The sequence below is a fragment of the Pseudomonas sp. FH1 genome, assembly GCF_000510895.2.
GTDB classification, from domain to species: Bacteria; Pseudomonadota; Gammaproteobacteria; order Pseudomonadales; family Pseudomonadaceae; genus Aquipseudomonas; species Aquipseudomonas azotoformans_A.
This window is the reverse complement of record NZ_AOHM01000133.1, coordinates 148,828-171,593: the sequence shown is the minus strand read 5'-3', so window position 1 is coordinate 171,593 and position 22,766 is coordinate 148,828. Positions and strand designations below refer to the sequence as shown.

The 22,766-nt window shown below is 59.6% G+C and carries 28 protein-coding genes; 6 read left to right on the top strand and 22 right to left on the bottom strand.

Features of this window, described 5'->3' with window-relative positions; all coding sequences use genetic code 11:
- Positions 1 to 95: 95 nt before the first annotated feature.
- Positions 96 to 449, top strand: a complete 354-nt coding sequence (locus H096_RS30715) for a hypothetical protein (RefSeq protein WP_033902958.1) — start codon at positions 96 to 98, stop codon at positions 447 to 449.
- Between the two features lie 146 nt (positions 450 to 595).
- On the opposite strand, the gene H096_RS30710 is transcribed toward H096_RS30715, so the two are convergent.
- From H096_RS30710 to H096_RS30675, 8 genes are all read right to left on the bottom strand, one after another.
- Complete coding sequence (locus tag H096_RS30710; RefSeq protein ID WP_033902957.1) at positions 596 to 1,300, bottom strand: YoaK family protein; 705 nt, start codon at positions 1,298 to 1,300, stop codon at positions 596 to 598.
- A gap of 69 nt (positions 1,301 to 1,369) precedes the next feature.
- The gene (locus tag H096_RS30705; protein WP_033902956.1) at positions 1,370 to 2,992 is read right to left on the bottom strand and encodes an ATP-binding cassette domain-containing protein; all 1,623 of its coding nucleotides are present in this window, start codon (positions 2,990 to 2,992) and stop codon (positions 1,370 to 1,372) included.
- 124 nt (positions 2,993 to 3,116) lie between these two features.
- Entirely contained in the window at positions 3,117 to 4,154 is a 1,038-nt protein-coding gene (locus tag H096_RS30700) for a DNA topoisomerase IB (protein WP_033902955.1), read from the bottom strand.
- Positions 4,155 to 4,232: 78 nt separating this feature from the next.
- Positions 4,233 to 5,312: a molybdenum ABC transporter ATP-binding protein gene (modC, locus tag H096_RS30695; RefSeq protein ID WP_033903039.1), complete on the bottom strand. Its 1,080-nt coding sequence runs from the start codon at positions 5,310 to 5,312 to the stop codon at positions 4,233 to 4,235.
- A 5-nt stretch (positions 5,313 to 5,317) separates the two neighbouring features.
- The gene (gene modB / locus H096_RS30690; RefSeq protein ID WP_033902954.1) at positions 5,318 to 5,998 is read right to left on the bottom strand and encodes a molybdate ABC transporter permease subunit; all 681 of its coding nucleotides are present in this window, start codon (positions 5,996 to 5,998) and stop codon (positions 5,318 to 5,320) included.
- Positions 5,999 to 6,757 carry a molybdate ABC transporter substrate-binding protein gene (modA, locus tag H096_RS30685; RefSeq protein ID WP_016974799.1) on the bottom strand — a complete coding sequence of 253 codons (759 nt, stop codon included), beginning with the start codon at positions 6,755 to 6,757 and terminating at the stop codon, positions 5,999 to 6,001.
- Positions 6,758 to 6,870: 113 nt separating this feature from the next.
- Positions 6,871 to 7,932, bottom strand: a complete 1,062-nt coding sequence (locus H096_RS30680) for a nitronate monooxygenase (protein WP_033902953.1) — start codon at positions 7,930 to 7,932, stop codon at positions 6,871 to 6,873.
- A gap of 109 nt (positions 7,933 to 8,041) precedes the next feature.
- Positions 8,042 to 8,920: an alpha/beta hydrolase gene (locus H096_RS30675; protein ID WP_191983031.1), complete on the bottom strand. Its 879-nt coding sequence runs from the start codon at positions 8,918 to 8,920 to the stop codon at positions 8,042 to 8,044.
- 167 nt (positions 8,921 to 9,087) lie between these two features.
- Here H096_RS30675 and H096_RS30670 point away from each other — a divergent pair, with 167 nt between their 5' ends.
- Positions 9,088 to 9,672, top strand: a complete 585-nt coding sequence (locus H096_RS30670) for an ABATE domain-containing protein (RefSeq protein ID WP_241495549.1) — start codon at positions 9,088 to 9,090, stop codon at positions 9,670 to 9,672.
- On the opposite strand, the gene ada is transcribed toward H096_RS30670, so the two are convergent.
- From ada to H096_RS30655, 4 genes are all read right to left on the bottom strand, one after another.
- A complete protein-coding gene (gene ada, locus H096_RS30665) occupies positions 9,669 to 10,715 on the bottom strand; it encodes a bifunctional DNA-binding transcriptional regulator/O6-methylguanine-DNA methyltransferase Ada (protein WP_033902950.1) in 1,047 nt (348 codons plus the stop codon). The genes H096_RS30670 and ada overlap by 4 nt on opposite strands.
- A 75-nt stretch (positions 10,716 to 10,790) precedes the next feature.
- On the bottom strand, positions 10,791 to 11,456 hold the full coding sequence (gene alkB / locus H096_RS30660; protein WP_033902949.1) for a DNA oxidative demethylase AlkB: 666 nt from the start codon (positions 11,454 to 11,456) through the stop codon (positions 10,791 to 10,793).
- A 4-nt stretch (positions 11,457 to 11,460) separates the two neighbouring features.
- A complete protein-coding gene (locus tag H096_RS34320; RefSeq protein WP_016974793.1) occupies positions 11,461 to 11,628 on the bottom strand; it encodes a hypothetical protein in 168 nt (55 codons plus the stop codon).
- A gap of 30 nt (positions 11,629 to 11,658) precedes the next feature.
- Positions 11,659 to 11,961, bottom strand: coding sequence for a DUF1883 domain-containing protein (locus H096_RS30655; RefSeq protein ID WP_003191319.1), 303 nt, complete (start codon positions 11,959 to 11,961; stop codon positions 11,659 to 11,661).
- Between the two features lie 214 nt (positions 11,962 to 12,175).
- On the opposite strand from H096_RS30655, the gene H096_RS30650 reads away from it, so the two are divergent.
- From H096_RS30650 to H096_RS30635, 4 genes are all read left to right on the top strand, one after another.
- On the top strand, positions 12,176 to 12,529 hold the full coding sequence (locus tag H096_RS30650; RefSeq protein ID WP_033902948.1) for a hypothetical protein: 354 nt from the start codon (positions 12,176 to 12,178) through the stop codon (positions 12,527 to 12,529).
- A 175-nt stretch (positions 12,530 to 12,704) separates the two neighbouring features.
- A complete protein-coding gene (locus H096_RS30645) occupies positions 12,705 to 13,352 on the top strand; it encodes a c-type cytochrome (protein ID WP_033902947.1) in 648 nt (215 codons plus the stop codon).
- Complete coding sequence (locus tag H096_RS30640; protein ID WP_033902946.1) at positions 13,349 to 14,263, top strand: c-type cytochrome; 915 nt, start codon at positions 13,349 to 13,351, stop codon at positions 14,261 to 14,263. The genes H096_RS30645 and H096_RS30640 overlap by 4 nt, the downstream gene beginning before the upstream one ends.
- Before the next feature lie 76 nt (positions 14,264 to 14,339).
- A complete protein-coding gene (locus tag H096_RS30635) occupies positions 14,340 to 14,570 on the top strand; it encodes a hypothetical protein (protein WP_033902945.1) in 231 nt (76 codons plus the stop codon).
- Positions 14,571 to 14,579: 9 nt separating this feature from the next.
- Here the strand turns inward: H096_RS30635 and H096_RS30630 are convergent, their stop codons facing one another.
- The 10 genes from H096_RS30630 to H096_RS30585 form a co-directional block, all read right to left on the bottom strand.
- Entirely contained in the window at positions 14,580 to 14,861 is a 282-nt protein-coding gene (locus tag H096_RS30630; RefSeq protein WP_033902944.1) for a hypothetical protein, read from the bottom strand.
- A 145-nt stretch (positions 14,862 to 15,006) separates the two neighbouring features.
- Positions 15,007 to 15,978: a fimbrial protein gene (locus H096_RS30625; protein WP_033902943.1), complete on the bottom strand. Its 972-nt coding sequence runs from the start codon at positions 15,976 to 15,978 to the stop codon at positions 15,007 to 15,009.
- Between the two features lie 64 nt (positions 15,979 to 16,042).
- Positions 16,043 to 16,591, bottom strand: coding sequence for a fimbrial protein (locus tag H096_RS30620; RefSeq protein ID WP_033902942.1), 549 nt, complete (start codon positions 16,589 to 16,591; stop codon positions 16,043 to 16,045).
- Positions 16,592 to 16,602: 11 nt separating this feature from the next.
- Positions 16,603 to 17,082, bottom strand: a complete 480-nt coding sequence (locus H096_RS30615) for a fimbrial protein (protein WP_033902941.1) — start codon at positions 17,080 to 17,082, stop codon at positions 16,603 to 16,605.
- Positions 17,083 to 17,095: 13 nt separating this feature from the next.
- Positions 17,096 to 17,590, bottom strand: a complete 495-nt coding sequence (locus H096_RS30610) for a fimbrial protein (protein WP_033902940.1) — start codon at positions 17,588 to 17,590, stop codon at positions 17,096 to 17,098.
- Between the two features lie 10 nt (positions 17,591 to 17,600).
- The gene (locus H096_RS30605) at positions 17,601 to 18,173 is read right to left on the bottom strand and encodes a fimbrial protein (protein WP_033902939.1); all 573 of its coding nucleotides are present in this window, start codon (positions 18,171 to 18,173) and stop codon (positions 17,601 to 17,603) included.
- Between the two features lie 21 nt (positions 18,174 to 18,194).
- Entirely contained in the window at positions 18,195 to 18,953 is a 759-nt protein-coding gene (locus H096_RS30600; RefSeq protein ID WP_033902938.1) for a fimbria/pilus periplasmic chaperone, read from the bottom strand.
- Positions 18,950 to 21,553, bottom strand: coding sequence for an outer membrane usher protein (locus H096_RS30595; RefSeq protein WP_082461978.1), 2,604 nt, complete (start codon positions 21,551 to 21,553; stop codon positions 18,950 to 18,952). The genes H096_RS30600 and H096_RS30595 overlap by 4 nt, the downstream gene beginning before the upstream one ends.
- A 19-nt stretch (positions 21,554 to 21,572) precedes the next feature.
- Positions 21,573 to 22,130, bottom strand: coding sequence for a fimbrial protein (locus tag H096_RS30590; protein WP_033902937.1), 558 nt, complete (start codon positions 22,128 to 22,130; stop codon positions 21,573 to 21,575).
- 50 nt (positions 22,131 to 22,180) lie between these two features.
- Positions 22,181 to 22,702 (bottom strand): fimbrial protein, encoded by a 522-nt coding sequence (locus H096_RS30585; protein WP_033902936.1) that lies wholly within the window; start codon positions 22,700 to 22,702, stop codon positions 22,181 to 22,183.
- Positions 22,703 to 22,766: the final 64 nt, after the last annotated feature.

Sequence of the window (22,766 nt, the reverse complement as noted above, 5' to 3'; positions counted from 1 at the left end):
CGCCTGCTCTCTTTACAGTGAAACAAAGTTCATACAGCCGTCAGTAGAGACTGTGGCAATGGTACAGTCGCGTTTTTTTCCAACGGAGCAATGGCATGCACAAGGTGGTAATTGGCGCACTGGTATTGGCGGCCCTGGCCGGTTGCGCGGGTTCGAAGATGAAAGAAGCGCGCGCAGGCACGCCCTACAAGACCCTGGCTTCGGACAAGGCCACCCTGGTTGTTGCCGAATGCGTGCAGTTCGGCTGGCAGGACGAAAGCGTGTTCGGCGTTGATGCCGGTGGCTTCAAGGAGCCGATCGCGGCGGGCGGCTACACCGTCTACACCACCGCTGGCGATTACTTCGTCGACGTGCAAAGCGCGGGTGCCGGCTCCTCCATCAAGTACTACGCCACAGAAGACAATATGCCGGCCAAGCGTCGTTTGGCTGCACTCGCGACCTGCCTGTAATCCATTGCCTTAGTCGATTTAGGAAATGCCTGGCACGACAGCCGCCCGGCATTAGCTTATGATTCACCCGCTCGCCCGACATGATGGCTCTTTACCAGTACACGGACGTCGAGGCCTAAACGTCGGGCGAGCATCCCTCCTTTTCTTCAACGCGGCATGTAACCCAGGTGCCAGCGACGGGGAATCTTCAGTGACAGCAACCCCAACAAACCCGCCAACACGCCGCTGACCATCAGCGCCTTCAAGCCCATCTGCTGCTCCAGCAATGCGCCAATCACCGCGCCCACGAACATGCCGGTCCATGGGATCAACTGCACGCGCCAGCCCGTGCGTCGTTCTCCGAGCAACCAGCGTCCCAGCCCACGACCAAAACGCGAAAGCGCGCCGGTGACATAAGTCAGCCCCACCGGTAAACCGTTGACCTCTTCCACAGCCGCATTCAGCATGCCCATCGCAATGATTGCCGCCAGCAGCGCGAGCAGTGTGTCAGCGAAAGGCAGCCATGCCGCACCGCACAACAACGCCGCAATACACAGCAGCAAAGGCAGGGCATGACGACGGCTGAGTCGACTGACCAGCACACCCAGTGCGTTACCGACCACAAATGTTGCTACTAGCAACAACAGCCGCCCGGTCAGCCCAAGATCACCCGCGCTGATCGCCACCGCCAGGCGCGTGGTGTTGCCGCTCATGAATGAAACGAAGTCGCCGCTCGCCATGAAGCCGATGGCATCGGTCATCCCCGCCAGAACTGAAAGACTGGCCACCAGCATCAGCCCGACCCGGCCACGCCAACGCTGTCGGTGGGCGAGTGCAGCATTGGCGTAAGGCTTGCGAGGCGATGGCAGCATAGGGTCGGGTTCCTCGATGAGATTATCCGGCCACTACCGTAGGACGCTTTACGCGTCGGTGCAATGACCTCAGACAGGCTCCAGCGACCAACCTGTGTCGTGCCAATCCAGGAAATGGGTGGGCTTGATCGATTGGAGGAACGTCGCGTCATGGGACACCACCACCATCGCCCCATTGAAACCTTGCAGCGCTTGCTCGAAAGCCATCACCGACTCCAGGTCCAAATGGTTGGTCGGTTCGTCCAGTAACAGCAGTTGCGCCGGTACTTCGCGCCACAAGGCAATCGCCATCGCGGCTTTCAAGCGTTCGCCGCCGCTGAGTTGCCCGGTGGGTTGGGTGACGCGCAAGGCATCCAGTTGCAGCAACGCCAGGCGCGTGCGCAGTTCGGCTTCGGCCAGGGGTGTATCGAGCAGGTTGAGCTGTTCAACGATGGAGCGTTGATCGTCCAGCAACGCAAGGTGTTGATCGATGTAGGCGCAGGGCAGAGGCAGGTTGCATTCACCCGCGACGACCAGCCATTGACCGGCCAGTACCTTCAGCAACGTGGACTTGCCGCAGCCGTTGGGCCCACGTACGGCGACGCGCACCGGACCTGCAAGATGCACATTCAGACAGGTCGACGGCAGCCACGGTAACTGTGCGTCCACCAACGACAGCACCTGTCGCCCGTTGGGCACCGCTGAGGCGGGCAATGCCAACAAGGTCGGCGTTTCATCTTCGACCCGTTCATAGGCCTGGCGCACCTGGGCATCCAGTTCGTGTTTATGTTGCCAATGCGCGCTACGCACGGTGCTGACGATCTCGGTGGCGGCACCTTTCCAGCGCGCCTTGGTGAAGCGGTCGACGTTGGCGGTTTCTGCATGCTTGCGTGAGCGCGCGGCGTTGCGTTGCAGGCTGTCGTGGTCTTTTTGCAGCCGCCGCCGTTCGCGACTGCGCTCCAGGCGTGCATGGTCGAGCGCGGCGCTGGCGGCCTGTTGTTCGGCATCACGCTGCAGCCGATAGGCATCGTAGTTGCCGCCATAGACGTTTACGCCGAGGGGCGACAGTTCAATGATGCGCGCCATGGCGTTGAGCAATTGCCGATCATGGCTGACCACCACCAGGCCGCCCCGCCAAGCGTCGAGCACACGCAGCAGCCAGGCGCGACCATCGCTGTCGAGGTGGTTGGTGGGCTCATCGAGCACCAGCAACGGCGGCGCGGCCAGCAGCGCACCGATGATCGCGACTCTGGCCAACTGGCCGCCGCTGAGTTGGTCGGCAGGGGTATCAAAGGACAGCTGCGCCAGCCCCGCGCCATCCAGGGCGCTGCGCAAACGCTCGGCCAGGTCCCAACGGTCGTCGATCAACTCCAGATCTTCGATCCGTGCGGCGCCTCGAACCATGCGTTCAAGGGCGGCCAATATCACTGCGGTCCCGGTGAGATCGGCGACCGTCTCCCCTGGCGCAACCGTGATGCTCTGCGCCACGTAGATCACACGGCCAGGGCCATTCAGCGATCCGGAGGAGGGTGGCAGCAGCCCGGCGATCAACCGGGCGAGAATGCTTTTGCCGCGACCATTGCGCCCCACAATGCCGGTGGGTGTGTGATCGATGGACAGGGTCAGGTCATCCAGCAAGGTCTCGCCATTGGCGAACTGGAAACTCAAGTGTTGCAGGGAAACAAGGACGGGCAGCCGGTTGACGTCAGTCATCAGCACCTCCAAAAAAATGTCGGACAGGCCAACAAGCGCGCCAGGCGGCTCGTTGCAGATACATTTTGGAAGGCTTAGTGGTTCACGTCGGCGGTCGTCCTGCGGATCAGAAGGGAGGCAAAGCCTAACCCGTCTTGGCTTTTTTCGGCAAGTGCGCCGCCAGTTGCTCAAGAAACATCGCTAAGGCTACTTCTTCGGCCTTGAGCCCTTTGCGGATGCGCGGCTTGGGCAGCTTGGAAAGCTCGCCGAGGCTGAAATGCTCCAGCACGGCAGGGTGGATGTAGCACTTGCGGCACACCGCCGGGGTGTTTCCAAGCTGTTTGGCGACACCCTTGACCATCGACACAACATGTCTTTTGGCATCGGACTCGGGCTGCCACTCCAGTTCCCGCAACACGGCCAGCGCCATGGCGGTGCCGGCCCAGGTGCGGTAATCCTTGGCGGTGAAGTCAGCGCCGGTGAGGCTGTGCAGGTAGTCATTCACGTCGTGGGAGCTGACGGTGTGCCGCTCGCCGTCTTCATCGAGGTACTGGAACAGGTTCTGGCCCGGCAATTCCAGGCAGCGTTTGACCACGGTTGCCAGTCGCCGGTCTTTAACGCTGATTTGGTGCTCGACGCCGCTCTTGCCGCGAAACTGGAACTTGATTTCGCTGCCTTTGACATCCACATGGCGGGTGCGCAGGGTGGTCAATCCATAGGACTTGTTGTCGCGGGCGTACTGGGTATTACCGACGCGGATCAGCGTAGCGTCGAGCAGCGTCACCACGGTGGCCAGCACCTTTTCGCGGGTAAATCCGGGTTCGGCGATTTGCGCTTCGAGCTGTTTGCGCAATTTCGGCAGTGCACTGCCAAATTCCTGCAGCCGCGAGTACTTGTCGGTGTCCCGCACTTCGCGCCAGCGCGGGTGATAACGGTATTGCTTGCGTCCACGGGCGTCGCGGCCGGTGGCCTGCAGGTGGCCGCGCGGGTCGGCGCAGATCCACACGTCAGTGTAAGCCGGCGGGACGGCGAGGGCGTTCAGGCGCTTGATCTCGTCGGCGTCGTGGATGCGCTCACCCTTGGGGTCGAAATACTGGAACTTGCCCCGCAGCGTCTTGCGGCGGATGCCGGGCTGGGTGTCGTCAACGTAATGCAGGTCGCGGGGTAGCGCAGAGTCGGACATGAGGCGGGTTCCTTGGCAACAAATCAGGCCGGTATGTCTGATGGACCGCAGCGGTGTGCGGTCGTGCCAAAAGGTTGCTTACGCCAACACCGCGACGGCCTTGATTTGCGCCCAGAGACTCTGGCCGGGGTGCAGTTGCAGTTGGTCGCGGGAGAACCGCGTGATGCGCGCCAGCAACGGCGTCCCACCCGCGTCCAGTCGCACCAGCACGTGGGCGTTATTGTCCGCCGAAATCTCCTGGGTAACCGTCACCGGCAAGCGGTTGAGGATGCTGCTGTGCTCCTCCGCTTGCAGGCTGAGGCTCACATCCCGCGCTTGCACCTTGATACGCAACGCTTTGCCCACGGCCAGCGGTGCATGGGCCACACGCATGTGCAAGGCGCTGGCAGGCAGTTGCAGGGTGAGCAACTGATAGTGGTCGTCGTAGGCGCTGACCGCGCCGTTGATCACCACCCCTGCATCGTCACCCAGCGCCAGGGGCAGGTCGAGCCGCGCCAGGGTTTCGCCGATGGGGCCGCTGGCCAGGGCCTTGCCGTCGCTGAGCAAGACGATGTGGTCGGCCAGGCGCGCTACTTCATCCTGGGCATGGCTGACGTACAGCACCGGGATATCCAGTTCATCGTGCAGGCGTTCGAGGTACGGCAGGATCTCGCTTTTGCGCTGGCTGTCGAGGGCTGCCAGGGGTTCGTCCATCAACAACAGACTGGGGCTGGTGAGCAAGGCGCGGGCGATGCCGATGCGCTGGCGCTCACCGCCGGAAAGGTGCTGGGGATGGCGATCGAGCAGGTGGCCGATGCCCAGCAACTCGGTGGCATGGGCCATATCCACACGGCGCTGCTGACGAGGAATGCGCTTGAGGCCGAACTCCAGGTTGGCCCGCACCGACAGATGAGGGAACAGGCTGGCCTCCTGAAACACGTAGCCCAGCGCGCGTTTATGGGGCGGTACGAACAACCTGTTGCGACTGTCTTGCCAGACTTCATCATTGATCTGGATAAAACCGTCTTCGGCGCGCTCCAGCCCGGCGATGCAACGCAGGCACGTGGTCTTGCCGGAACCGGAATGCCCATACAGCGCCGTCACACCGCGACCGGGCAAGTGCAAGTCCACATCCAGGGCAAAGCCCGAGTACTCAAGTTTCAGGCGTACATCAATCATCGACATCAACTCCAGCCCATCTTGGTTTTACGGCTGGAATACAGCGCCAGCAACACCAGGAACGCGAACACCACCATCGAGCCGGCCAGCCAGTGGGCCTGAGCATATTCCATGGCTTCCACGTGGTCGTAGATTTGCACGGACACCACCCGGGTCTTGTCCGGGATGTTGCCGCCGATCATCAGCACCACGCCGAATTCTCCGACGGTGTGCGCAAAACCCAGGATGGAGGCGGTGATAAACCCTGGCCGCGCCAGGGGCAAAATCACTGTGAAGAATGTGTCCCAAGGATTGGCCCGCAAGGTCGCGGCCACTTCCAGCGGGCGTGTGCCGATGGCGGAGAAGGCGTTTTGCAACGGCTGCACCACAAACGGCATGGAATAGATCACCGAGCCAATGACCAGCCCGGCGAAGCTGAAGGTGAGGGTGCCCAGGCCCAGCCATTGGGTGAACTGGCCGAAGTAGCCATTAGGGCCCATGGTCAACAGCAGGTAGAAACCGATCACCGTCGGTGGCAACACCAACGGCAACGCGACGATGGCGCCAATGGGGCCGCGCCACCAGGAGCGGGTGCGCGACAACCACAGGGCAATCGGAGTGCCGATGACCAGCAGGATCACGGTAGTCAGTGACGCCAGTTTGATGGTCAACCAGATAGCGGAAAAATCGGCACTCGATAACGGCATTTACTTGGCCAGCTCGTAACCATAGGACTTGATGACAGCAGCAGCTTTAGGCCCCTTGAGGTAGTCAACCAGTGCCTTGGCAGCAGCACTGTCCTTGCCCTTGTTGAGGATCACTGCGTCTTGTTTGATCGGGTCGTGCATGGCTGCTGGAACGATCCACGCTGAACCGCTGGTGACTTTGCCGTCTTTGTAGATCTGCGACAAGGCCACAAAGCCCAGCTCGGCGTTGCCGGTGGACACGAACTGGTAGGCCTGGGTGATGTTCTGGCCTTCGACGATCTTGTCTTTGACCTTCTCGGTCAGCCCTTCCTTGGCCAGTACTTGGGTAGCGGCGAGGCCGTATGGCGCGGCTTTCGGGTTGGCAATCGACAGGTGCTTGAACTCGTTTTTCTTCAGCACTTCACCTTTGGCGTCGACGTAACCTTCCTTGGCCGACCACAGCGCCAGGGTGCCGACGGCGTAGGTGAAGCGCGAGCCTTTGACGGTGTCGCCTTCGGTTTCGAGCTTTTGCGGGGTGGTGTCGTCGGCGCTCAGGAACACTTCGAACGGCGCGCCATTCTTGATCTGGGTGTAGAACTGGCCGGTGGCACCGTAGGCTGCGACCAGTTTGTGGCCGGTGTCTTTTTCGAAATCGGCGGCAATCGCCTGGATCGGTGCGGTGAAGTTGGCGGCGACGGCCACCTGGACTTCATCGGCGTGGGCCGAACCGAAGGCGAGGGCAGCGACCAGGATGGCCAGGCGTGAGGCGTGAATCGTCATGAAGCAGCTCCTTTGAGGGTGTACGGCTTGTTATAGGTAGAAGGCTTAACCGCTATGTATGGGAATATATAGCGGTTGGCCATTGCCGGTACAGTGCAAAGTTGCCACAGGTTCTATGGGTTGAGTTTGGCCAGCGCCTGCTGCGCCAGTTCACGCGTCAACTCATAGGTGGTGGTGTCTTTGCCCAGGCGCAGTGCCTGGCCAGACCACAGGTTACTGAAACCTGCTTCATCCTTGGCTTTGAGCGGTATCAACGCGCCGCCGGAGGTGGGGAAGGCCGGAGCTGCTGGGTTGATTGCGCCCAACTCACGCATCACACGGTTGACGATGCCCCGTGCCGGGCGACCGGTGAACAGGTTGGTCAGTGCGGTTTCGCTGGCCTGGGCATGGCGAAGTGCGTGGTGGTGCGAAGGGGTGACATTGGCTTCAGGCGTAAACAGGTAAGCCGTACCGATTTGCACCGCCGAGGCACCCAGGGCAAAGGCCGCGACAATTCCGCGTGCGTCGCCGATGCCCCCGGCGGCAATCACCGGCACGCTCACGGCGTCAACCACTTGCGGCAGCAGGGCGAACAGGCCGATCTGGGTATTGAGGTCATCGCTGAGAAACAAGCCGCGATGGCCGCCCGCTTCACTGCCCATGGCGATAATTGCGTCGCAGCCGTGCTGCTCCAGCCAGATTGCTTCTTCCACGGTGGTGGCCGAGGACAGCACTTTCGCACCCGTGGCTTTTACCCGATCCAGCAGGTTTTTTTCCGGCAGGCCGAAGTGAAAGCTGACGATTTCGGGACGGAACTCCTCGATGACTTGGCAAGCCGCTTCGTTAAACGGTTCGCGGTTGGACACGGGCGTCGGCGCCTCAAAATCGGCACCCAATTCGCGGTAGTAGGGTTCCAGCAAGTCCTTCCAGCGCCGATCACGCGCAGCGTCGGGGGCTGGCGGTTGGTGGCAGAAGAAGTTGACGTTGATCGGGCGCGGGCTGGCCTCACGGATGGCGGCCAGGGCTTCGCGCAATTGCGCGAGGCTCAGTGCAGCCGCCGGCAATGAGCCCAGCGCCCCGGCTTTACTGGCCTCGATGACCATGGCCGTGGTCGTACCCACGGCCATGGGCGCCTGGATGATGGGCAGTTCGATCCCCAGCAGGTCGATAATGCGGGTGTCTGGCCAGGTGCTCATGGGATGTCTCTCCAGCGTTAGTGAGGCTTTACGCTGTTTTAACAGGGCCCATGTGCCCCGGCCACTCTGTTTTATTCACTGGACGAACGGCACGTTTCGTGGTGTGCCATCAGTTGATGGCGTCGCCCAGTACCGCGTGAATCCGTTCGGCGATGTGGGCCGCATGGGTTTCCAGGGCGAAGTGGCCGGTGTCGAGCAGCTCCACCACCGCGTTCGGGTTGTCGGTCTGGTAGGCGTGAGCCCCTGGTGGGATGAAGAACGGATCGTTCTGGCCCCAGATCACCAGCGTCGGCACCTGTTTGGCCCTGAAGAAGGCCTGGAACGCCGGGTACAGCGTCAGGTTGTTGCGATAGTCGAGGAACAGGTCCAACTGGATCTCGTCATTGCCGGGGCGCTGCATGAGCAGTACGTCGAGCATGTAGGACTCCGGCGCAACCAGTTCGGGCTGATGGACACCGTGCAGGTATTGGTAGCGCGTGCCTTCAAGGCTGATGACCGCATTGCGGATCACCTCGCGGTTGGCCTGGCTTGGTTCGACCCAATAGGCGCGAATCGGTGCCCAGGCATCCCCCAGGCCTTCCAGGTAGGCGTTACCGTTTTGCGAGACAAGTGCGGTGACCCGTTCAGGGTGTGCCACTGCCAGGCGCAGACCTACGGGTGCGCCGTAGTCGAAGACGTACAACGCGTATCGCGTCAATTCCAGCGCGTCGACAAAATGCCCGACGGTGATCGCCAGGTTATCGAAGCTGTAGTGGTAGTCGCGCTCGGATGGTACCTCGGTAAAACCGAATCCCGGCAAATCCGGAGCGATTACCCGAAAGCGCGTAGCGAGCAACGGGATCAGGTCACGGTACATATGCGAAGAACTGGGGAAGCCATGCAGCAGCAACATGACCGGCGCCGAGGGGTCGCCGGCTTCGCGGTAGAACATGCTTACGCCGTCGGCATCGACATGGCGGTAGTGAACGACGGAGGTTGGAGTGGTCATGATGAAGGTGCCTTTGTAACTTGATTGGATGGATATACGGGTTACCGTTTTCGAAATCTGCGCTCAAATAAGTAACCTGTCAAACTATTTATAGAGGTTTCAATTTTGTCGTGTGTAACTATCCGTGTGCTTAGATAGCGGTTACTATGTCGACGCCTATAAGAGGAATGACCATGACTATCCCTGCCCCCCTTGAGCCTTATGTCCTCGCCGATGACCCGGTGCTGGACATGCTCAACACGCGCGCCAATGTGGACGCGCAACCCCACGACTTCTGGCAGTCCGATGCCGATGTCGAGCGTTGGCTGGTGCGCCTGGAGTGGGTGAAGGAAGGGCAGGTGCCTGCATTTGAACCGGGCGCATTGCTTCGGGTGGGCCGGGAACTGCGCGAGGTAATCCGTGTATTGCTGGAGTCGCGCAAGGAGGGAACGCGGGGCGATCCCGCCGCGCTGAATGGCTTTTTGCGCAAGGCCGTCAGCCATCCGCAGTTGGCTTGGCCGGCGTCGGGGGAGTTACGCGTTGAGCGTCAGCGCAAGCAGCAGACCCCGGAGCAATTTCTCTCGATGATTGCAGAAGCCGCAGCGCGTTTGCTGGTAGACGGGGATTTCAACCTGATCCGCACCTGCGAACATCCCGAATGCGTGTTGTGGTTCTACGACCGCACCAAGGCGCATAAACGCCGTTGGTGCAGCATGGCGCTGTGTGGCAACCGACACAAAGTTGCTGAGTTTCGCAAGCGCAAGTTGGGTTAAGCCTTGCTCTCACGCTCCAGCAACTGCTGCTTACGTTCTACACCCCAGCGGTAGCCCGACAGGTCGCCATTGCTGCGCACCACCCGGTGGCAAGGAATGGCGACCGCGAGGCTGTTCGCGCCACAGGCTTGAGCCACCGCGCGGAACGACTTCGGCGCACCGATTCGCGCGGCTATTTGCGCGTAGCTGGCCGTGCTTCCCGCTGGAATATCGCGCAAGGCTTGCCACACCCGCTCCTGAAATGCGGTGCCGCGCAAGTCCAACGGCAGGTCCAGGCCGAGCGCAGGCGCTTCGATAAAGCCCACGACCTGCGCGACCAACTGCTCGAAGCGCTGGTCGGCGCCTACCAGTTCCGCCTTGGGAAATTGATCCTGAAGATCGCGTACCAGCTTGTCAGGGTCGTCCCCCAGCAGAATCGCGCACACGCCACGCGCACTTTGTGCCACCAGAATCGCCCCCAGCGAGCACTGCCCGACGGCAAACAGGATCGCCGAGTTAGTCCCTCCGGCTTTGTAGTCGCTGGGTTTCATGCCAAGCAGCTGGTCAGCCGACTCATAAAAGCGGCTGTTGGAGTTGAAGCCTGCGTCATACAAGGCATCGGTCACCGAGTGCGAGCCTTTGAGCCCATCGCGTACCTTGCGCGAACGGTGCGCAGTGGCATAGCCCTTGGGGGTCAGGCCGGTGACGGCTTTGAACACACGATGAAAATGAAACGGGCTCAGGTTGGCTTGCGAAGCCAGCGCGTGCAGGCTGGGCGCAGTGTCCGCCTGTTCGATATGCCGGCACGCGTCCGCCACCAGTTGCGCATGGTGCGCAACCAACTGGGTCTGGTCTGCGCTTACGCGTTTGCTGGCGCGATACCCGGCGGCCTCGGCCTGCGCGGGGGTGTCGAAGAACTCGATGTTTTCAGGGCGTGGCAAGCGTGAAACGCTGCTGGCGCGGCAGTACACACCGGTGGTTTTTACACCATAGACGAACAACGTATCGGCCTTGGGGTCTCGGGCGAGGATGGCCGCCCAGCGGGGGTCTTGTTCGTTGGTCATGCTCGGTACTCTTGACGGATTCCATTCAGACTAATCGCGCCATGCACACCTGGCACTCTGAAGCTTGCGGTCAAATCAGCCGGCGGCGCGAAACGTGAGGTTGATGCGTTGCGGGCCCATGACCGGATGTACGCCTTCCTTGATCGGCATCACCCCGTGGAAGCGCAAGCGGTCCACGCCGCCCCACACCACCACGTCGCCGTGGAACAGCGAGACTTTGCTGGTTTTGTCACTGCGCTCATGTCCGCCAAACAGGAAAATCGCCGGCAAGCCGAGTGACACGGATACAACCGGCTCGCTATAGCGACGTTCGTTTTTGTCCTGGTGCAGCGACATCTTGGCGCCAGGCACATAGCGGTTGATCAGGCAGGCGTCGGGGGCAAAGTCGGGAAAGCCGGCCTCTGCCGCCGCCTGCACCGCCAATTGACGCAAAACGTCTGGCATCTGCGGCCATGGCTGTTGGCTGCGCGGGTCGAGCGGCGAGTAGCGGTAGCCGGAGGTGTCGGTGGTCCAGCCCAGGTCGCCGCAACTGCTCAATGCCGCCGACATGGTAAAGCCGCCGGGTGTGACCATTTGCCGGAACGGTGATTGAGCCAGAACACGCCGTAGTTCTGGCAGAACGTGCTCAATCCAAGGTAGGGCATAGCCCCGTAATACGTAGGACTGCTCGCCAATTTGCTCACGCCCTGGGGGTTGCTGCAGGGCGTCGTCGGCAAACAGGTCAGCGGTGGGGCCGGGCATCCGCTTACAGCGCCTTGCTCACATTGATGTCGGTGATTTCATCACTGGCATCGTGAATTTTCGCCAGGGCTTGTTTGGCTTCTTCTACGCTGTTGGTCTGCAGTTGGGCGAACTCAAAACGGCGTTCGCCGTTGAGCTTGTACTTGATCACGTATTTTGTAGTGGTGTTCACGGCTATTTCCTGTGAAGTGTGCGGATCAGCTCAGCTCAGCTTGGAGCTGGTGCGACGCACGATGCGGATCTTGTGGGACAACGCGGGTTTGCGGGTCACGCTGATGGCGCGGCGCGTGACGACGTCCAGGGTAATGTTCCAGAACCCGGTGCTCGGTGCGGTGATTTTGGCGGGAAACTTATCGAAGGCACCGCCGTGATAGGTATGACGGCCGCCATTCTTGAAACTACGAAAATTCGCGTCGCTCATCAGACGAATATTACAAGTCTGCGAGCATTCGATGACGACAATGTCGCCCTCGTTGAGGTGCTCACGCTGGTGGATGAATTTCATGGGTGGGGGCTCCAGAAGGGCTTTTTCTGAAAAATCAGAACGATACGTAGGTTAAGATGGAGTTTATCAGCCCCAGCGCGTTTATTATCGGCCCGTCTTCAATGACGTCGACAATTTAAAACAGTTATTTACCGAGTTATCAGGGATAAATCCTACGTGGGCGGGAGAAAATTACCATCCCCGCTGTCGTAGGGTCTTTATCGGAGGTTTGTGTATGAAGTGGAGTGTGTTGGTTCTGGCCCTGGCGATTGGTGGGTGTGCTTCGGTTGCAGATATCAAGCAGACCCCTCCGACCCTGGCCGTCATTTCCGGGAAGAAACCCCAGGAATATGCCGCGTGTGTGGTGAAAAAACTCTCTGCGACCCGTCGGCCGTCGCAGATCGAACCGCATAAGGATGGCGGTGTGCAGGTGATTGTGCCGCAGAAGTTTTCCGCCGACCCTTCAGCGATCTTCGAGATCGATGAGCGCTCCAGCGGTAGCAGCATCAAGCTCTACGAGAGCATGTCCAATGTGCCGATCCGTCCGGGTGATGTGAAGAAGGCTGGCGAGGACTGCATTTCCGGCTGATCTGGCCTCTTCAACCCAGCGACTTCCAATCCGATAAAAAAGCCTGGCCGCGTAAGCGTAATGCCGGGCTTTTTTTACGCTGTGTTTTTGGAGTTGTCGCGACGGGGTCATTCCCCTACCATTTGTAGGCTTATGCCGTAAGCGTCTAAGCATATAACTATAAAATGGAGCCGTGATGATGTCTCTGGAACGAGTACTGATGGGCAGTGCGCTGATGCTGTTATTGGGCAATGCCCATGCGCTGGAGGGGAGAAAAATCTTTGCCGAGGGCGGTTCGCAGCCGGGCGCCATGCCCTGTATAGCCTGTCATGGTGCCGATGGCGCGGGGATGGCCGCAGCTGGCTTTCCCCGATTAGCGGGATTGCCCGCGACGTATGTGCGCAAACAGCTGGAAGACTTTAAAAGTGGCAGCCGTACGAATCCGGTGATGCAACCGTTGGCGAATGCGCTCACGGATGCCGAAATAGAGGCGGTCAGCCAGGTGCTGGCGGCAATGCCGGCTCCTGTTCCCCAGGTGGTCTATCGCAGCGAAATGCCGATCAACGCCGCCCAAAAGCTCGCACAACAGGGCGCCTGGGAGCGGCAGATTCCGGCGTGCGCCAGTTGCCACGGCCCAGCAGGGACAGGCGTCGGCGACGCGTTCCCACCCCTGGCCGGCCAACCCGCCGCTTACCTGGAAGCGCAGTTGACGGCTTGGCAAAGCGGCACCCGCCACAATGATCCGAATGACTTGATGGGGCACATCGCCAAGTCCCTTACGGCAGAAGAAGTGCAGGGCGTGGCCCAGTATTTCGCCTCGCTGAAACTGGAGGCCAAGCCATGAACCCGTTGATATTGGCCTTGGGCCTGTTGGGTCCAACCTCGGTCCACGCCGCCACGATCGCCATGGAGGACCAATCGCAGTTGCAACCTGCCAGCCACGCTGCGGCCAGCCCATTCCAGCCTCCTCAAGAAAGCGAACTGCCCGACAACGCCTACGGCAAGCTGGTGAAGGAGGGTTACGCGCTGTTCGTGGATACCAAACGTCTGGCGCCGAACTATGTCGGTAACGGACTCAACTGCAGCAACTGCCACCTGGACCAGGGCCGCCTCGCCAACTCGGCGCCCTTGTGGGCTGCCTACCCGATGTACCCGGCCTATCGGAAGAAAAACGACAAGGTCAACACCTTTGCCGAGCGATTGCAGGGCTGCTTCCAGTTCAGCATGAATGGCGGCACACCTCCAGTCGCAGATAGCCCCGAGATCACCGCGCTCTCGGTTTACGCTTATTGGTTGGCGAGCAAGGCGCCACTGGGTGTTGAATTGCCGGGGCGCGGCTATCCGGACGTTGCGCAACCGGCCAAGGGTTACGACTTGAGGCAGGGCGCCCAGGTTTATGAAGGCCAATGCGCTGTCTGCCATGGCGCCGAAGGGCAGGGCCAGAAGGTCGGTGACCACTATGTGATGCCGCCGTTGTGGGGTAAAGACTCCTACAACTGGGGCGCGGGCATGCACCGCATCAATACGGCGGCGTCCTTCATCAAGCACAACATGCCGCTGGGCAAGGGCGGTAGTTTGAGTGACCAGCAAGCCTGGGACGTGGCCGCCTATGTCAACAGCCATGAACGGCCGCAGGATCCGCGCCTGGTTGACGGTTCCGTGGAGAAAACCCGGCTCAAGTTCCACGCCAATGACGGCGTCAATCTCTACGGCCAAACCGTAGAAGGCGTGTTGATCGGGCAGGGCATCCGTTAAACTGTTACCCGATCAATGCAAAAATGCCGCGCAAACCCTCGGTCTGTGCGGCATTTGTCTTTTTGGGAAGTTATTCATGAAGCGTGAACACGTCAGGGCTCGCCAGGCCGAAGGCCAGATATCAGCGACGCACATCATCCAGAACCCGGCCGACTTGGGCGAGTGGATCGTATTTTTCAAAAAAAGCGGCGGCCGCAGTTTTTTCCTGGTGGACGATCAGGACGAAGTCGAGTCGTTCCTGCGGCTGGATGACCTGGTGGAGACCATCCGGGGCCTGGGTATCAAGTTTGCCGATATTCAGCTGTGAGCATGACGCTCACTTGCACACGACGACCACACTGCGGCTTTTGAAGTTGCCCACGTCCTTGCCCAGGGTCTTGTCACTTTCCTGGAGCGACGGCGTGCCTTCGGTGCCGACGATACGGTAGCCGGTGCCGGCACATGAGGCGTCGGCCTTTTCGTAGCAACTGGCCCAGGAATTGGCCTCGCCGGAACAGTCGATGGTCAGGCCTTGCTCACCGTTTTTCAGGTAGACGTCAGACGTGGTGGTGCACCCGGCGAGCGCCAGGACTGCAGTCAGTGCCAGAAACTTGTTCATAGGGGTTCATCGTCGAGGGTGTGGGAGGGGACGCTGACACGGTCGTGGGGCGTTGGCGCAGAATTATAGCGAAATGCCACACTGTGCGCAGTCACAGAAATACACTTCGCAACTGCGCGCTCTTGCCCTCAGCGGTTTTTCTGTGTCACGGAACTCCCATCACGAGTACGCCGCTCCCAGTCACAGGCCCCGCGGCAGGCAGCGAGCCCGGTCGCTGAACCAGGGAAAACGTCACGTCATCCCCTCCGACACTGTTGGTGATCTGGGTCAGGAACCTGCCGTTCACAGCCACCGCAGACCCCGCCCGGACCATCGCTGTGCCGACATTCGGGTTGGTCATCAGCAGCAGGCGGTTGTCGAACGACGTCGCGTTGCCTTTATAAGTGATGGTGATAGGCGTGGTGATCCCGGCGTTCGGGCATGAGTAGGTGAGCCTGCGGTTGCTCTGGATAGGCGTTGTCAGCGGATCCGTACCGATTTGTCGTTGGTGGACGTTGCCAAAGTTGACCTCAATGGGGTTGTTATTGTTGATCGTGCAGGTTGAGGGAGAGATGGAGAAATTGTTGGCGGCCCTGTATACGAGCGAAAGACCTGCCCTACCTGAGTCATAATTGTTTGTCTGGCTCAGGCGCAACGTGCCAAGGATGTCATTTATGACGACGTTGATCGGGTTCGCCGGATCGTTGCGATTCAGGATGTAAGGCGTCACGTTGACGGCAACACCGATGGCGTTATTGGGCATGGTTGCAATTCGAATGTTGGTCGGTACTGGGGTGTTGTAGTACCCCCCGTTTATTCTTAAACCTGTACCCTGGTTGACAAATTTAGGACCGGGTGTCCAGGCTGGCCCGGCTAGGACCGATGTTGACCAGTAGTCTTCGTAATGGGATGGCCAACCCGGATAAGGCGTGAATCTGCACTCAAGCCTTACGCCTTCCAGAAGGATGCGGCTTGTGTCAGAACCTAATTGGACGGTTACGGGAACCTCTAGGGGCAGCGTGCCGCCAGTGTCCACTTGTTGCCACGGGCCGCCATTGACCCGGCACTGGGCAGCGTTCACATTTGTTGTAATACCCACCAAGGCAAGCAGCACCATGGCGCCATAAAGTCGTTTCATGTTGATCTCTCGTTGCCTCTCTACTGGAATTACTCAGGAGAGATTTGAGTTTTGTCTGGGACTGTTACGGATAGTCCAGCGTAAAAGTCGAGGTCACCGTGTACCGGCCGTGCCCGATGGTCTGATCCCTGATCGCATCCGGCTCGCCCTGCACATAGGCTTTGAGCTCGATGACGTTGCTGCCAGTGCTCAACACCTGTTTGTCGCTGACGGTATTCACGGGGAAAGGCTTGTTGTCCGGTGTCTCTATGCCAAGGCCGATTCCCGTTGCGCCGCTGCCACCGTCCAGTGCGAACAACCCCGGCAGCTTCACGTTTTCCGTGCCACCGAGCAGGATGGTGACCGTGTCACCAATCGTGGTGTCGCAGTTCTCCAGGTGCACCTTGAAGCCCCTTCCCTGGGTGCGCGTATTGAGGTAGAGGTGCTTGCTGGTCACGTCCCAGAGTTCCAGGGTGATTGCGTCGTCGCCTGGGCGGATCGTGCAGGCCTCTTCCACCAGGTTGCCCTTGAAGCGAAGGTTGTCCGCAGCATCCGCATTGGGCGTCAGTCCGAAGCTCAGCAGTAACGCCAGCCAGGCGCATGCCCCTCGTTTATGATCCATTTCATGTCGCATCGACGCGGCTCCTACTCGTATTCAGCCAACAGCGTGGCCACTGCTGAAAACGGTGCGGGGGGCAGGGTTGCGCCCGGTTGTTTGATGGGCACCACTTCCAATCTCGGCGGAGACGAGAGGACGATGTCCATTGGCGTATTGAGTGGAAATGGCACGTTGTTCTGGAAGAGCCGAATCCCCAGCGCCGATACGTTGGTTTGCACCGCCGCGCCATCAAATGCCGTCGGCGTGCCGTTGACACTCAACTTCAGCGCCCAGGGCAGGGTGGCTGCGCCACAGTTGATGGTGTAAGGCACCGCTTTGCGGTACTTCACGCCGTCTACGCGCTTTACGCCCACATCGCCAAAGTCGACTTCAATCGTGTTGCCTGCATCAATGGTGCAAGGCGGTGGTTCATTCAGCGTTCCGCTGAACGTCAGGTTCGCCATCGCGCCACCGCAAAGGCCCAGGGAGCACAAGGCGAGCAACGCTCGCTGCTGCCAACCAGTCATTGATTATTCCTCTTCATTGATAATCGACCACCAGGGTGGCGGCCGCATCAAAGGCCCCTCCGGTCAAGGTGCTGCCCGCGCGTTTGACCGGCACCGCCTGTACCACCGGAAAGTTCGGGTGGGTAAAGTTCACGGGGGTATTGATTGGCCAATCAGCGCCATTCACGAACAGCTTTACCCCCAGGTCCGGTTTGCGGGTCATCAGCACACGATTGTCAAACGCAGCGGCCGTGCCCTTGAGTTCCAGCTTCATCGCGTTGCTGACAGGTGAATTGCAGGTGACGGTGTAGGGCACCCCCCGACGATAATTGATGCCGTCAATCCGTGAGGTTTGAAGGTCATTACCAAATGGCACGTCGAGTGTGGCGCCGCTGTTAATCACGCAGGGCGGTGGTGCGATAATCACCGCACGGATAGTCAGGTTGGTGTCGGCCTTGACACCCTGGCTGACGGCCAAAAACAGGCCGCCACTGATAAGAACGGCCCATGGGCCGGTTGGCTTAGCCATTGTCACGCCCTTACTCATAATTGAGCTTGAAATCCACCACGGCACGAAACGCGCCGCTGGTCAGCGGTGCGGTGGTGCGTGTGGGCTGAACAGTCCAGGTCTGGGTGTTACTGCCCAGTGGCAAAAACAGCGGTTCACCCCGCGATCCCAGCTGTACATCGCGTCCCAGAGCGTCGGCCAGGCGCAGGCCCATTCCTGTTATGCCCTGCACTTTGACGAGCCTTGGGTCATCGGCATCGGCAGGGGCAACAAACATGACCGACAGCACCGGTTGAAAGGCGCTCCACGTCAGGTTGCCCGTGCGTTCGCTGCGGATGGTGCCAGCGGTGCGCTGGCAATCGGCAAACCGCAATTGGAATGCCACAGGCCTTGCTTGATCGCCGGGGCGTTGCAGCTGGCTGGCTGATACGGCGCCAAGGTCGATGGTTTGATGCAGTGAATTCATCTCCAGCGCGCAGGGGATTTCATGCATGCTCCCGGAAATGTTCAGCATCCCGTTCATGCCCTCGACGTCCTCGGCCTGTGCGACCCATGGCGCGGCCAATAACAGTCCGCCTAAGCCCTTCACAATGTGCCACTTCATGGTGTTCTCCAGCGGCTGGTGCTACTGATTTGAGGGGGAGGTTTGTGCATTCACCGTGCAGGTGTTGCCACTGCAGGTGAAGGCCATCAATGGACGTCCGCCGTAATCATTTACGTAAGCCAGATGCGGGGTGGTGCCGAGCGCCTTGGCGGTGACGCCCAGGGTCAACTTGCCTTTTGGTGGGACCATCAGTGGCTCGAAGCCCGACACGGTCTTGCCGTCCTTGGTGCTGCGCGCATCCACCAGCGTCACGTAGTACGGCGTCGGGTTATTCACCTGGTAACGCTCGCCATCGCGGGTGAGGGTGAGTTTTTCCTGCCAGGGGGTGGACAAGTCCTGTTGGCTGGGCGCAATGGCTTGCGGCCGGTAGAACAGTTTGATCCGGGTCTGCAGCGCAATTTGCAGGGTGTTGGCTTTGTCACTGCGTGGCGGAATTTCTCGCAAATTGAAGTAGTAGACCGTCTCTCGGTCCTGGGGCAACGATTTGGCCGCCGGTAACGCCTGAACCTTTACCTGGCTTTGTTTGCCGGGTTCCACACGTTGGACCGGCGGCAGCACGATCAAGGGGCTGGTGATTTTTTCACCGGCTTCGTCTTCGATCCAGCCCTGAGCCAGATACGGTAACTGGGTGTTGTTATTGGTGATGCTTACGCTGGTGGCATCTTTGCCACCATCAAAAATCACTCGGGTACGATCCAGGCCAATCGCGGCGTTGGAGCTCTGGCTCAAGACCAGGGCCAGCCACGCGCTGGCTTGGGTAAGACGCGTATTCAGCTTCATGAGGATGTTTTCTCCGTATTGGTACGCTTCCCGGTCAACGTTTCTTGCTCGGGCAGGGATTGATCATTGGCTACCATTCGGCAGCCCAGTTGCAGCGCGTCAGTCAAGGCATCAGCGGGTAACACGGCAGGGAGGGTGAGGGTGCATCGCTCTGCACCTCCCCAGCTGACGGTCATCTGAGCGCCAGGCTGGATACCGCTCAGGTAGACGTTGCCGCCATCATTCACAATGCCGGTGTCTTGTTGTTTGAGGTTCTTCACCGTCGCACCGAACGGCGGTGCACTGCCGTCCGGCAGACGCAGCACAGCCATGGCTTTTTCGCCGGCAATCACAGGCAAGGATCGATAGCCGATGGCGCCTTCGGTCAGTGTGAGTTGCGTGACGGATTGGGTGGCTTCGACATTGCTGGGCAAACTTTCCAGGTCGACGCTCGCGGCCATCCGCTGATAGCTGCCAATGTCGGAAATGACTGCTTTGCCAAAGGCGTTACTGCGTGTCGGTGCGCCGTAACCGCGCACCGGAACATCAGCCACGCCGCCGGTGTCGACCATCAGCCGAGTGCCACCCATGCTGTTGGCCCGATGCAGGGCTGCCCCTTGGGGCGTAAGCGTAGCGCCGCCACGCGCAGACACACTCAACGTGCTGTAGCCGTCCCTTTGCTGACTGGCCGCAAGATCGATGTCCGCCTGGTCACCGATATGATTCAGGTAACCACTGACAGATTTGTCACTGGCACTGAGTTGGTAGCCGTTACGTTCATCCAGGCGATCACTGTAGCGCGTTGAAAAACCGTTATCGCCACGGGTTCTATCGGCATCCATCGACAACGTACCGGTCCTCCCCAACGGTAGGCTGACGGTCAATGCAACGCCGTTATCCTTGTAGTTGTAGTCCAGGGTCCGGTGTATGTTCAGGGACAGGCTCATGTTTTTGACCGTCCCAAGATTAAAGTAACGCGATACCGCCAAGTTCCAACGTTGCGTGGCCGCGCGTTCCCAATAAGTCTGTTTGTTGTAACTCAAGTAAACGGTGGTGCCCAAATCGCGGAATTGCTTATTGATCGTCGCGGTATACAAGGCTTTACTGCCACCAATAGGCTTCCAACTTTCTGTGTATTCGTCGTACCTGTAGCGCCCGGCGAGTTCACCGTTCCTGCCGTAATGACGCGCATCGAGGTATTCGCTCATGCTCAAGTAGTTCTGTTCAGAAAACCGATAGCCAGCAAAGGTTATCTGGCTGTCGTACTGCTCGAAGTGCTTCGAATATTGCAGGCGGTAGGATTTGCCCGACAGTGTGTCATTCCAGACATTGGCCTGGGCCTGGGTTGCATCCAGCGAGAGGGCGCCGAATGACAACAAGTCACGACCTACCCCAACCGATAACGCGCGGTAGTTGTTATCGGTAATTGCGCCGCCAAACAGCGACCAACCATTGCTGACGCCCCATGAGAACTCCCCGGTAGTGAAGAAGTCGCCATCCGCGCCATATTGAAGATTGGACGGTCGTCCCGCCGCGACCTTGTAACGGATGTGGCCAGGGCGAGTGAGGTAAGGTACGCCAGCGGTATCGATCTGGGAGGTGTGGACCGAACCATCCTGTTCCTCTACCCGCACGTCGAGCTTGCCGCTCACCGCGTCATTCAGGTCCTGGATACGAAAAGGTCCCGCGGCCACCAGGGTTTCATACAGCACGCGGCCCTGCTGGCTGATGATGACTCTTGCATTGGTCTTGGCGACGCCGACCACCTCCGGTGCATAACCGCGAAGATTCGGTGGCAGTTGACTCTGATCGGAGTTGAGTGCAGCGCCGGTAAAACGGAAGCTGTCGAACAGGTCCGAATACAGGTAGTTTTCTCCCAGTACCAGACGTGCCTTCAGCGATGGAATGGCGCGATAGGCATAGTAACGACTCCATTCCAGACGCGAACGCCTGGCCGACGCCTCGCGGTCCTGGTCGACCCGGCCCTGCCAATCCGCCCTCAGGCGCCAAGCGCCGGCGTTGGCTCCCAACGTGCCGTTACCGCTGACGTCGTTGCGGGTGCGGTCATTCCTCTGGTGGCTGGTTTGTGCCGTCATGTTGTAGTCGAGCAGCAGCCCAGGGATCCCTTCATCCCAACGTGAAGGCGGATCCCAGTTGATCGCGCTGTACTCAAGGTAAGCGTGCGGCAGGTTGATGTTCAGCGTGCTGGTGGTCAGGTCACCCCTTACCTCCATGCCGGGCAGCGCCCGGATATCCAGGCATTCCCCGCCTTTCCACCAAGTCAACTCAGTGGCGCCGGATTCCTTCAGGCCCAATTGCTCCACGATAGCGGGAGACAAGCAGGCTTCACTGCCTTTGGGATCGTTATCGGGAGGGTAAAATGCGACGGATTGTTCAGGCAGTGGCTGGTTGTTTAGTTGCACCACCATTGAATAAGTGCCGGGCAGAATAAAGCCGCTGCGGGCAAACTGGGACAAGTCAATATTAGTGCGATCACTCAGATCCAGAACGTCAGTATTGAACTCGATATCCCCTGCACCCAATGCAGTGCCCGCCACGGATATCAACCCTCCAAACAGGGTAGGGCAGAGCGAATGTTTGATCTTCGACGCATTCAACATGAAAGCAACCCATCAATGTTCAGAAGTATTCCAACTTGAACCGCACTGCCGCGCGGTGATCCCCAGGCATCAGTTGCAATCCGTTACCGATCAGGCGGACCGTGTAGTGAAGGGTCATGTCGCCTTCATTCAGGGGTACCAGCGGCATCGGCTCACCTGGAACACTCTCCTGGCCAAGCGAATCCCAGATATGAAATGCGACCCCCTGGGAAAGCCCAGCGGCGGCGAATGAGCGGCCTTGCCGGTCGCTGGCCCCGTCAAATGTCACGCGCAGATGCTCCCAGTCGGGCAGCGTTAACCCAGGGCGCAGAGGGTCCGGGCGAGTCAATGAGCAATTGACCAGGCGCAGTTGGAAGGGATGCGGCTCGCCGATCGTATTGCGCAAAAGCCGGCCAATAGGTTCGGGTGGCATTTCGATGGACTGGTCGGCACTCGCCAGTTCCAGCCCGCACGCCGAGTCAATGACTTCTCCACCCAGCGTGACCACTCCATCGCCCTGACCGGATGTCTTCGCGACAACCCCGGGGCTGATGACCGCCAACGAAGAGGTAATTGCGAGGCTTATTAATGTTTTCACCGTTATCTCCCATCAGTTCCCCCGCCACGTTGGTGGCGGGGGGGAATTGCTTACTGATAAGCCAGGGTGAAATTGGTGGTCGCACTGAAATCGCCAGGCACGACGTTGCCCGTCGCTGCACCTTGAACGTAGGCCCCGAACTCCAACGTGTTATCACCAGCGACGATGGCCTGAGGGGTGGTAGGTACACCCAATTCAACGAGTTTGCTGCCGTGGGTCATCATGATGCCGATGTTGCCCGCGCCACCCACGGTGCCGATTGCACCCGGAACAACGGACGATGGCGCAGCCGTGAAGGTGGTGGTTACGGTGTTGTCGGTCAGGCCGGTGAGATCGCAACCTTCAAGCTCGATCAATACGCGGCGGGCTTCGGACTTGCCTCCCGTTTGCAATTGATGTTTTGCGATTGCACCCAGATGAACGGACTGATCGACAGAGTCTGGCTTGATAGAACAAGCACCTGAGTGGACCGATCCTAAGAAGGTGATAGTGCCATCTGCGGCTTGCGCGACGGACATCGACCCCATCAGCAGCCCAATAGACAACAGTGCAGTTTTGATTTCAGTTTTCATCAGCTAAGACCCATCTATATTAACGAACGTCATAAAGAAACCCCGCAGGCAGGTGTGCACCTAC

What these genes read in the sequence shown, in the direction of transcription:
- H096_RS30715 (WP_033902958.1), top strand. Translation starts at nt 96, where the DNA reads ATGCACAAGGTGGTAATTGGCGCACTGGTATTGGCGGCCCTGGCCGGT.
- H096_RS30710 (WP_033902957.1), bottom strand. Translation starts at nt 1,300, where the DNA reads ATGCTGCCATCGCCTCGCAAGCCTTACGCCAATGCTGCACTCGCCCAC.
- H096_RS30705 (WP_033902956.1), bottom strand. Translation starts at nt 2,992, where the DNA reads ATGACTGACGTCAACCGGCTGCCCGTCCTTGTTTCCCTGCAACACTTG.
- H096_RS30700 (WP_033902955.1), bottom strand. Translation starts at nt 4,154, where the DNA reads ATGTCCGACTCTGCGCTACCCCGCGACCTGCATTACGTTGACGACACC.
- modC (WP_033903039.1), bottom strand. Translation starts at nt 5,312, where the DNA reads ATGATTGATGTACGCCTGAAACTTGAGTACTCGGGCTTTGCCCTGGAT.
- modB (WP_033902954.1), bottom strand. Translation starts at nt 5,998, where the DNA reads ATGCCGTTATCGAGTGCCGATTTTTCCGCTATCTGGTTGACCATCAAA.
- modA (WP_016974799.1), bottom strand. Translation starts at nt 6,757, where the DNA reads ATGACGATTCACGCCTCACGCCTGGCCATCCTGGTCGCTGCCCTCGCC.
- H096_RS30680 (WP_033902953.1), bottom strand. Translation starts at nt 7,932, where the DNA reads ATGAGCACCTGGCCAGACACCCGCATTATCGACCTGCTGGGGATCGAA.
- H096_RS30675 (WP_191983031.1), bottom strand. Translation starts at nt 8,920, where the DNA reads ATGACCACTCCAACCTCCGTCGTTCACTACCGCCATGTCGATGCCGAC.
- H096_RS30670 (WP_241495549.1), top strand. Translation starts at nt 9,088, where the DNA reads ATGACCATGACTATCCCTGCCCCCCTTGAGCCTTATGTCCTCGCCGAT.
- ada (WP_033902950.1), bottom strand. Translation starts at nt 10,715, where the DNA reads ATGACCAACGAACAAGACCCCCGCTGGGCGGCCATCCTCGCCCGAGAC.
- alkB (WP_033902949.1), bottom strand. Translation starts at nt 11,456, where the DNA reads ATGCCCGGCCCCACCGCTGACCTGTTTGCCGACGACGCCCTGCAGCAA.
- H096_RS30655 (WP_003191319.1), bottom strand. Translation starts at nt 11,961, where the DNA reads ATGAAATTCATCCACCAGCGTGAGCACCTCAACGAGGGCGACATTGTC.
- H096_RS30650 (WP_033902948.1), top strand. Translation starts at nt 12,176, where the DNA reads ATGAAGTGGAGTGTGTTGGTTCTGGCCCTGGCGATTGGTGGGTGTGCT.
- H096_RS30645 (WP_033902947.1), top strand. Translation starts at nt 12,705, where the DNA reads ATGATGTCTCTGGAACGAGTACTGATGGGCAGTGCGCTGATGCTGTTA.
- H096_RS30640 (WP_033902946.1), top strand. Translation starts at nt 13,349, where the DNA reads ATGAACCCGTTGATATTGGCCTTGGGCCTGTTGGGTCCAACCTCGGTC.
- H096_RS30635 (WP_033902945.1), top strand. Translation starts at nt 14,340, where the DNA reads ATGAAGCGTGAACACGTCAGGGCTCGCCAGGCCGAAGGCCAGATATCA.
- H096_RS30630 (WP_033902944.1), bottom strand. Translation starts at nt 14,861, where the DNA reads ATGAACAAGTTTCTGGCACTGACTGCAGTCCTGGCGCTCGCCGGGTGC.
- H096_RS30625 (WP_033902943.1), bottom strand. Translation starts at nt 15,978, where the DNA reads ATGAAACGACTTTATGGCGCCATGGTGCTGCTTGCCTTGGTGGGTATT.
- H096_RS30620 (WP_033902942.1), bottom strand. Translation starts at nt 16,591, where the DNA reads ATGCGACATGAAATGGATCATAAACGAGGGGCATGCGCCTGGCTGGCG.
- H096_RS30615 (WP_033902941.1), bottom strand. Translation starts at nt 17,082, where the DNA reads ATGACTGGTTGGCAGCAGCGAGCGTTGCTCGCCTTGTGCTCCCTGGGC.
- H096_RS30610 (WP_033902940.1), bottom strand. Translation starts at nt 17,590, where the DNA reads ATGGCTAAGCCAACCGGCCCATGGGCCGTTCTTATCAGTGGCGGCCTG.
- H096_RS30605 (WP_033902939.1), bottom strand. Translation starts at nt 18,173, where the DNA reads ATGAAGTGGCACATTGTGAAGGGCTTAGGCGGACTGTTATTGGCCGCG.
- H096_RS30600 (WP_033902938.1), bottom strand. Translation starts at nt 18,953, where the DNA reads ATGAAGCTGAATACGCGTCTTACCCAAGCCAGCGCGTGGCTGGCCCTG.
- H096_RS30595 (WP_082461978.1), bottom strand. Translation starts at nt 21,553, where the DNA reads ATGTTGAATGCGTCGAAGATCAAACATTCGCTCTGCCCTACCCTGTTT.
- H096_RS30585 (WP_033902936.1), bottom strand. Translation starts at nt 22,702, where the DNA reads ATGAAAACTGAAATCAAAACTGCACTGTTGTCTATTGGGCTGCTGATG.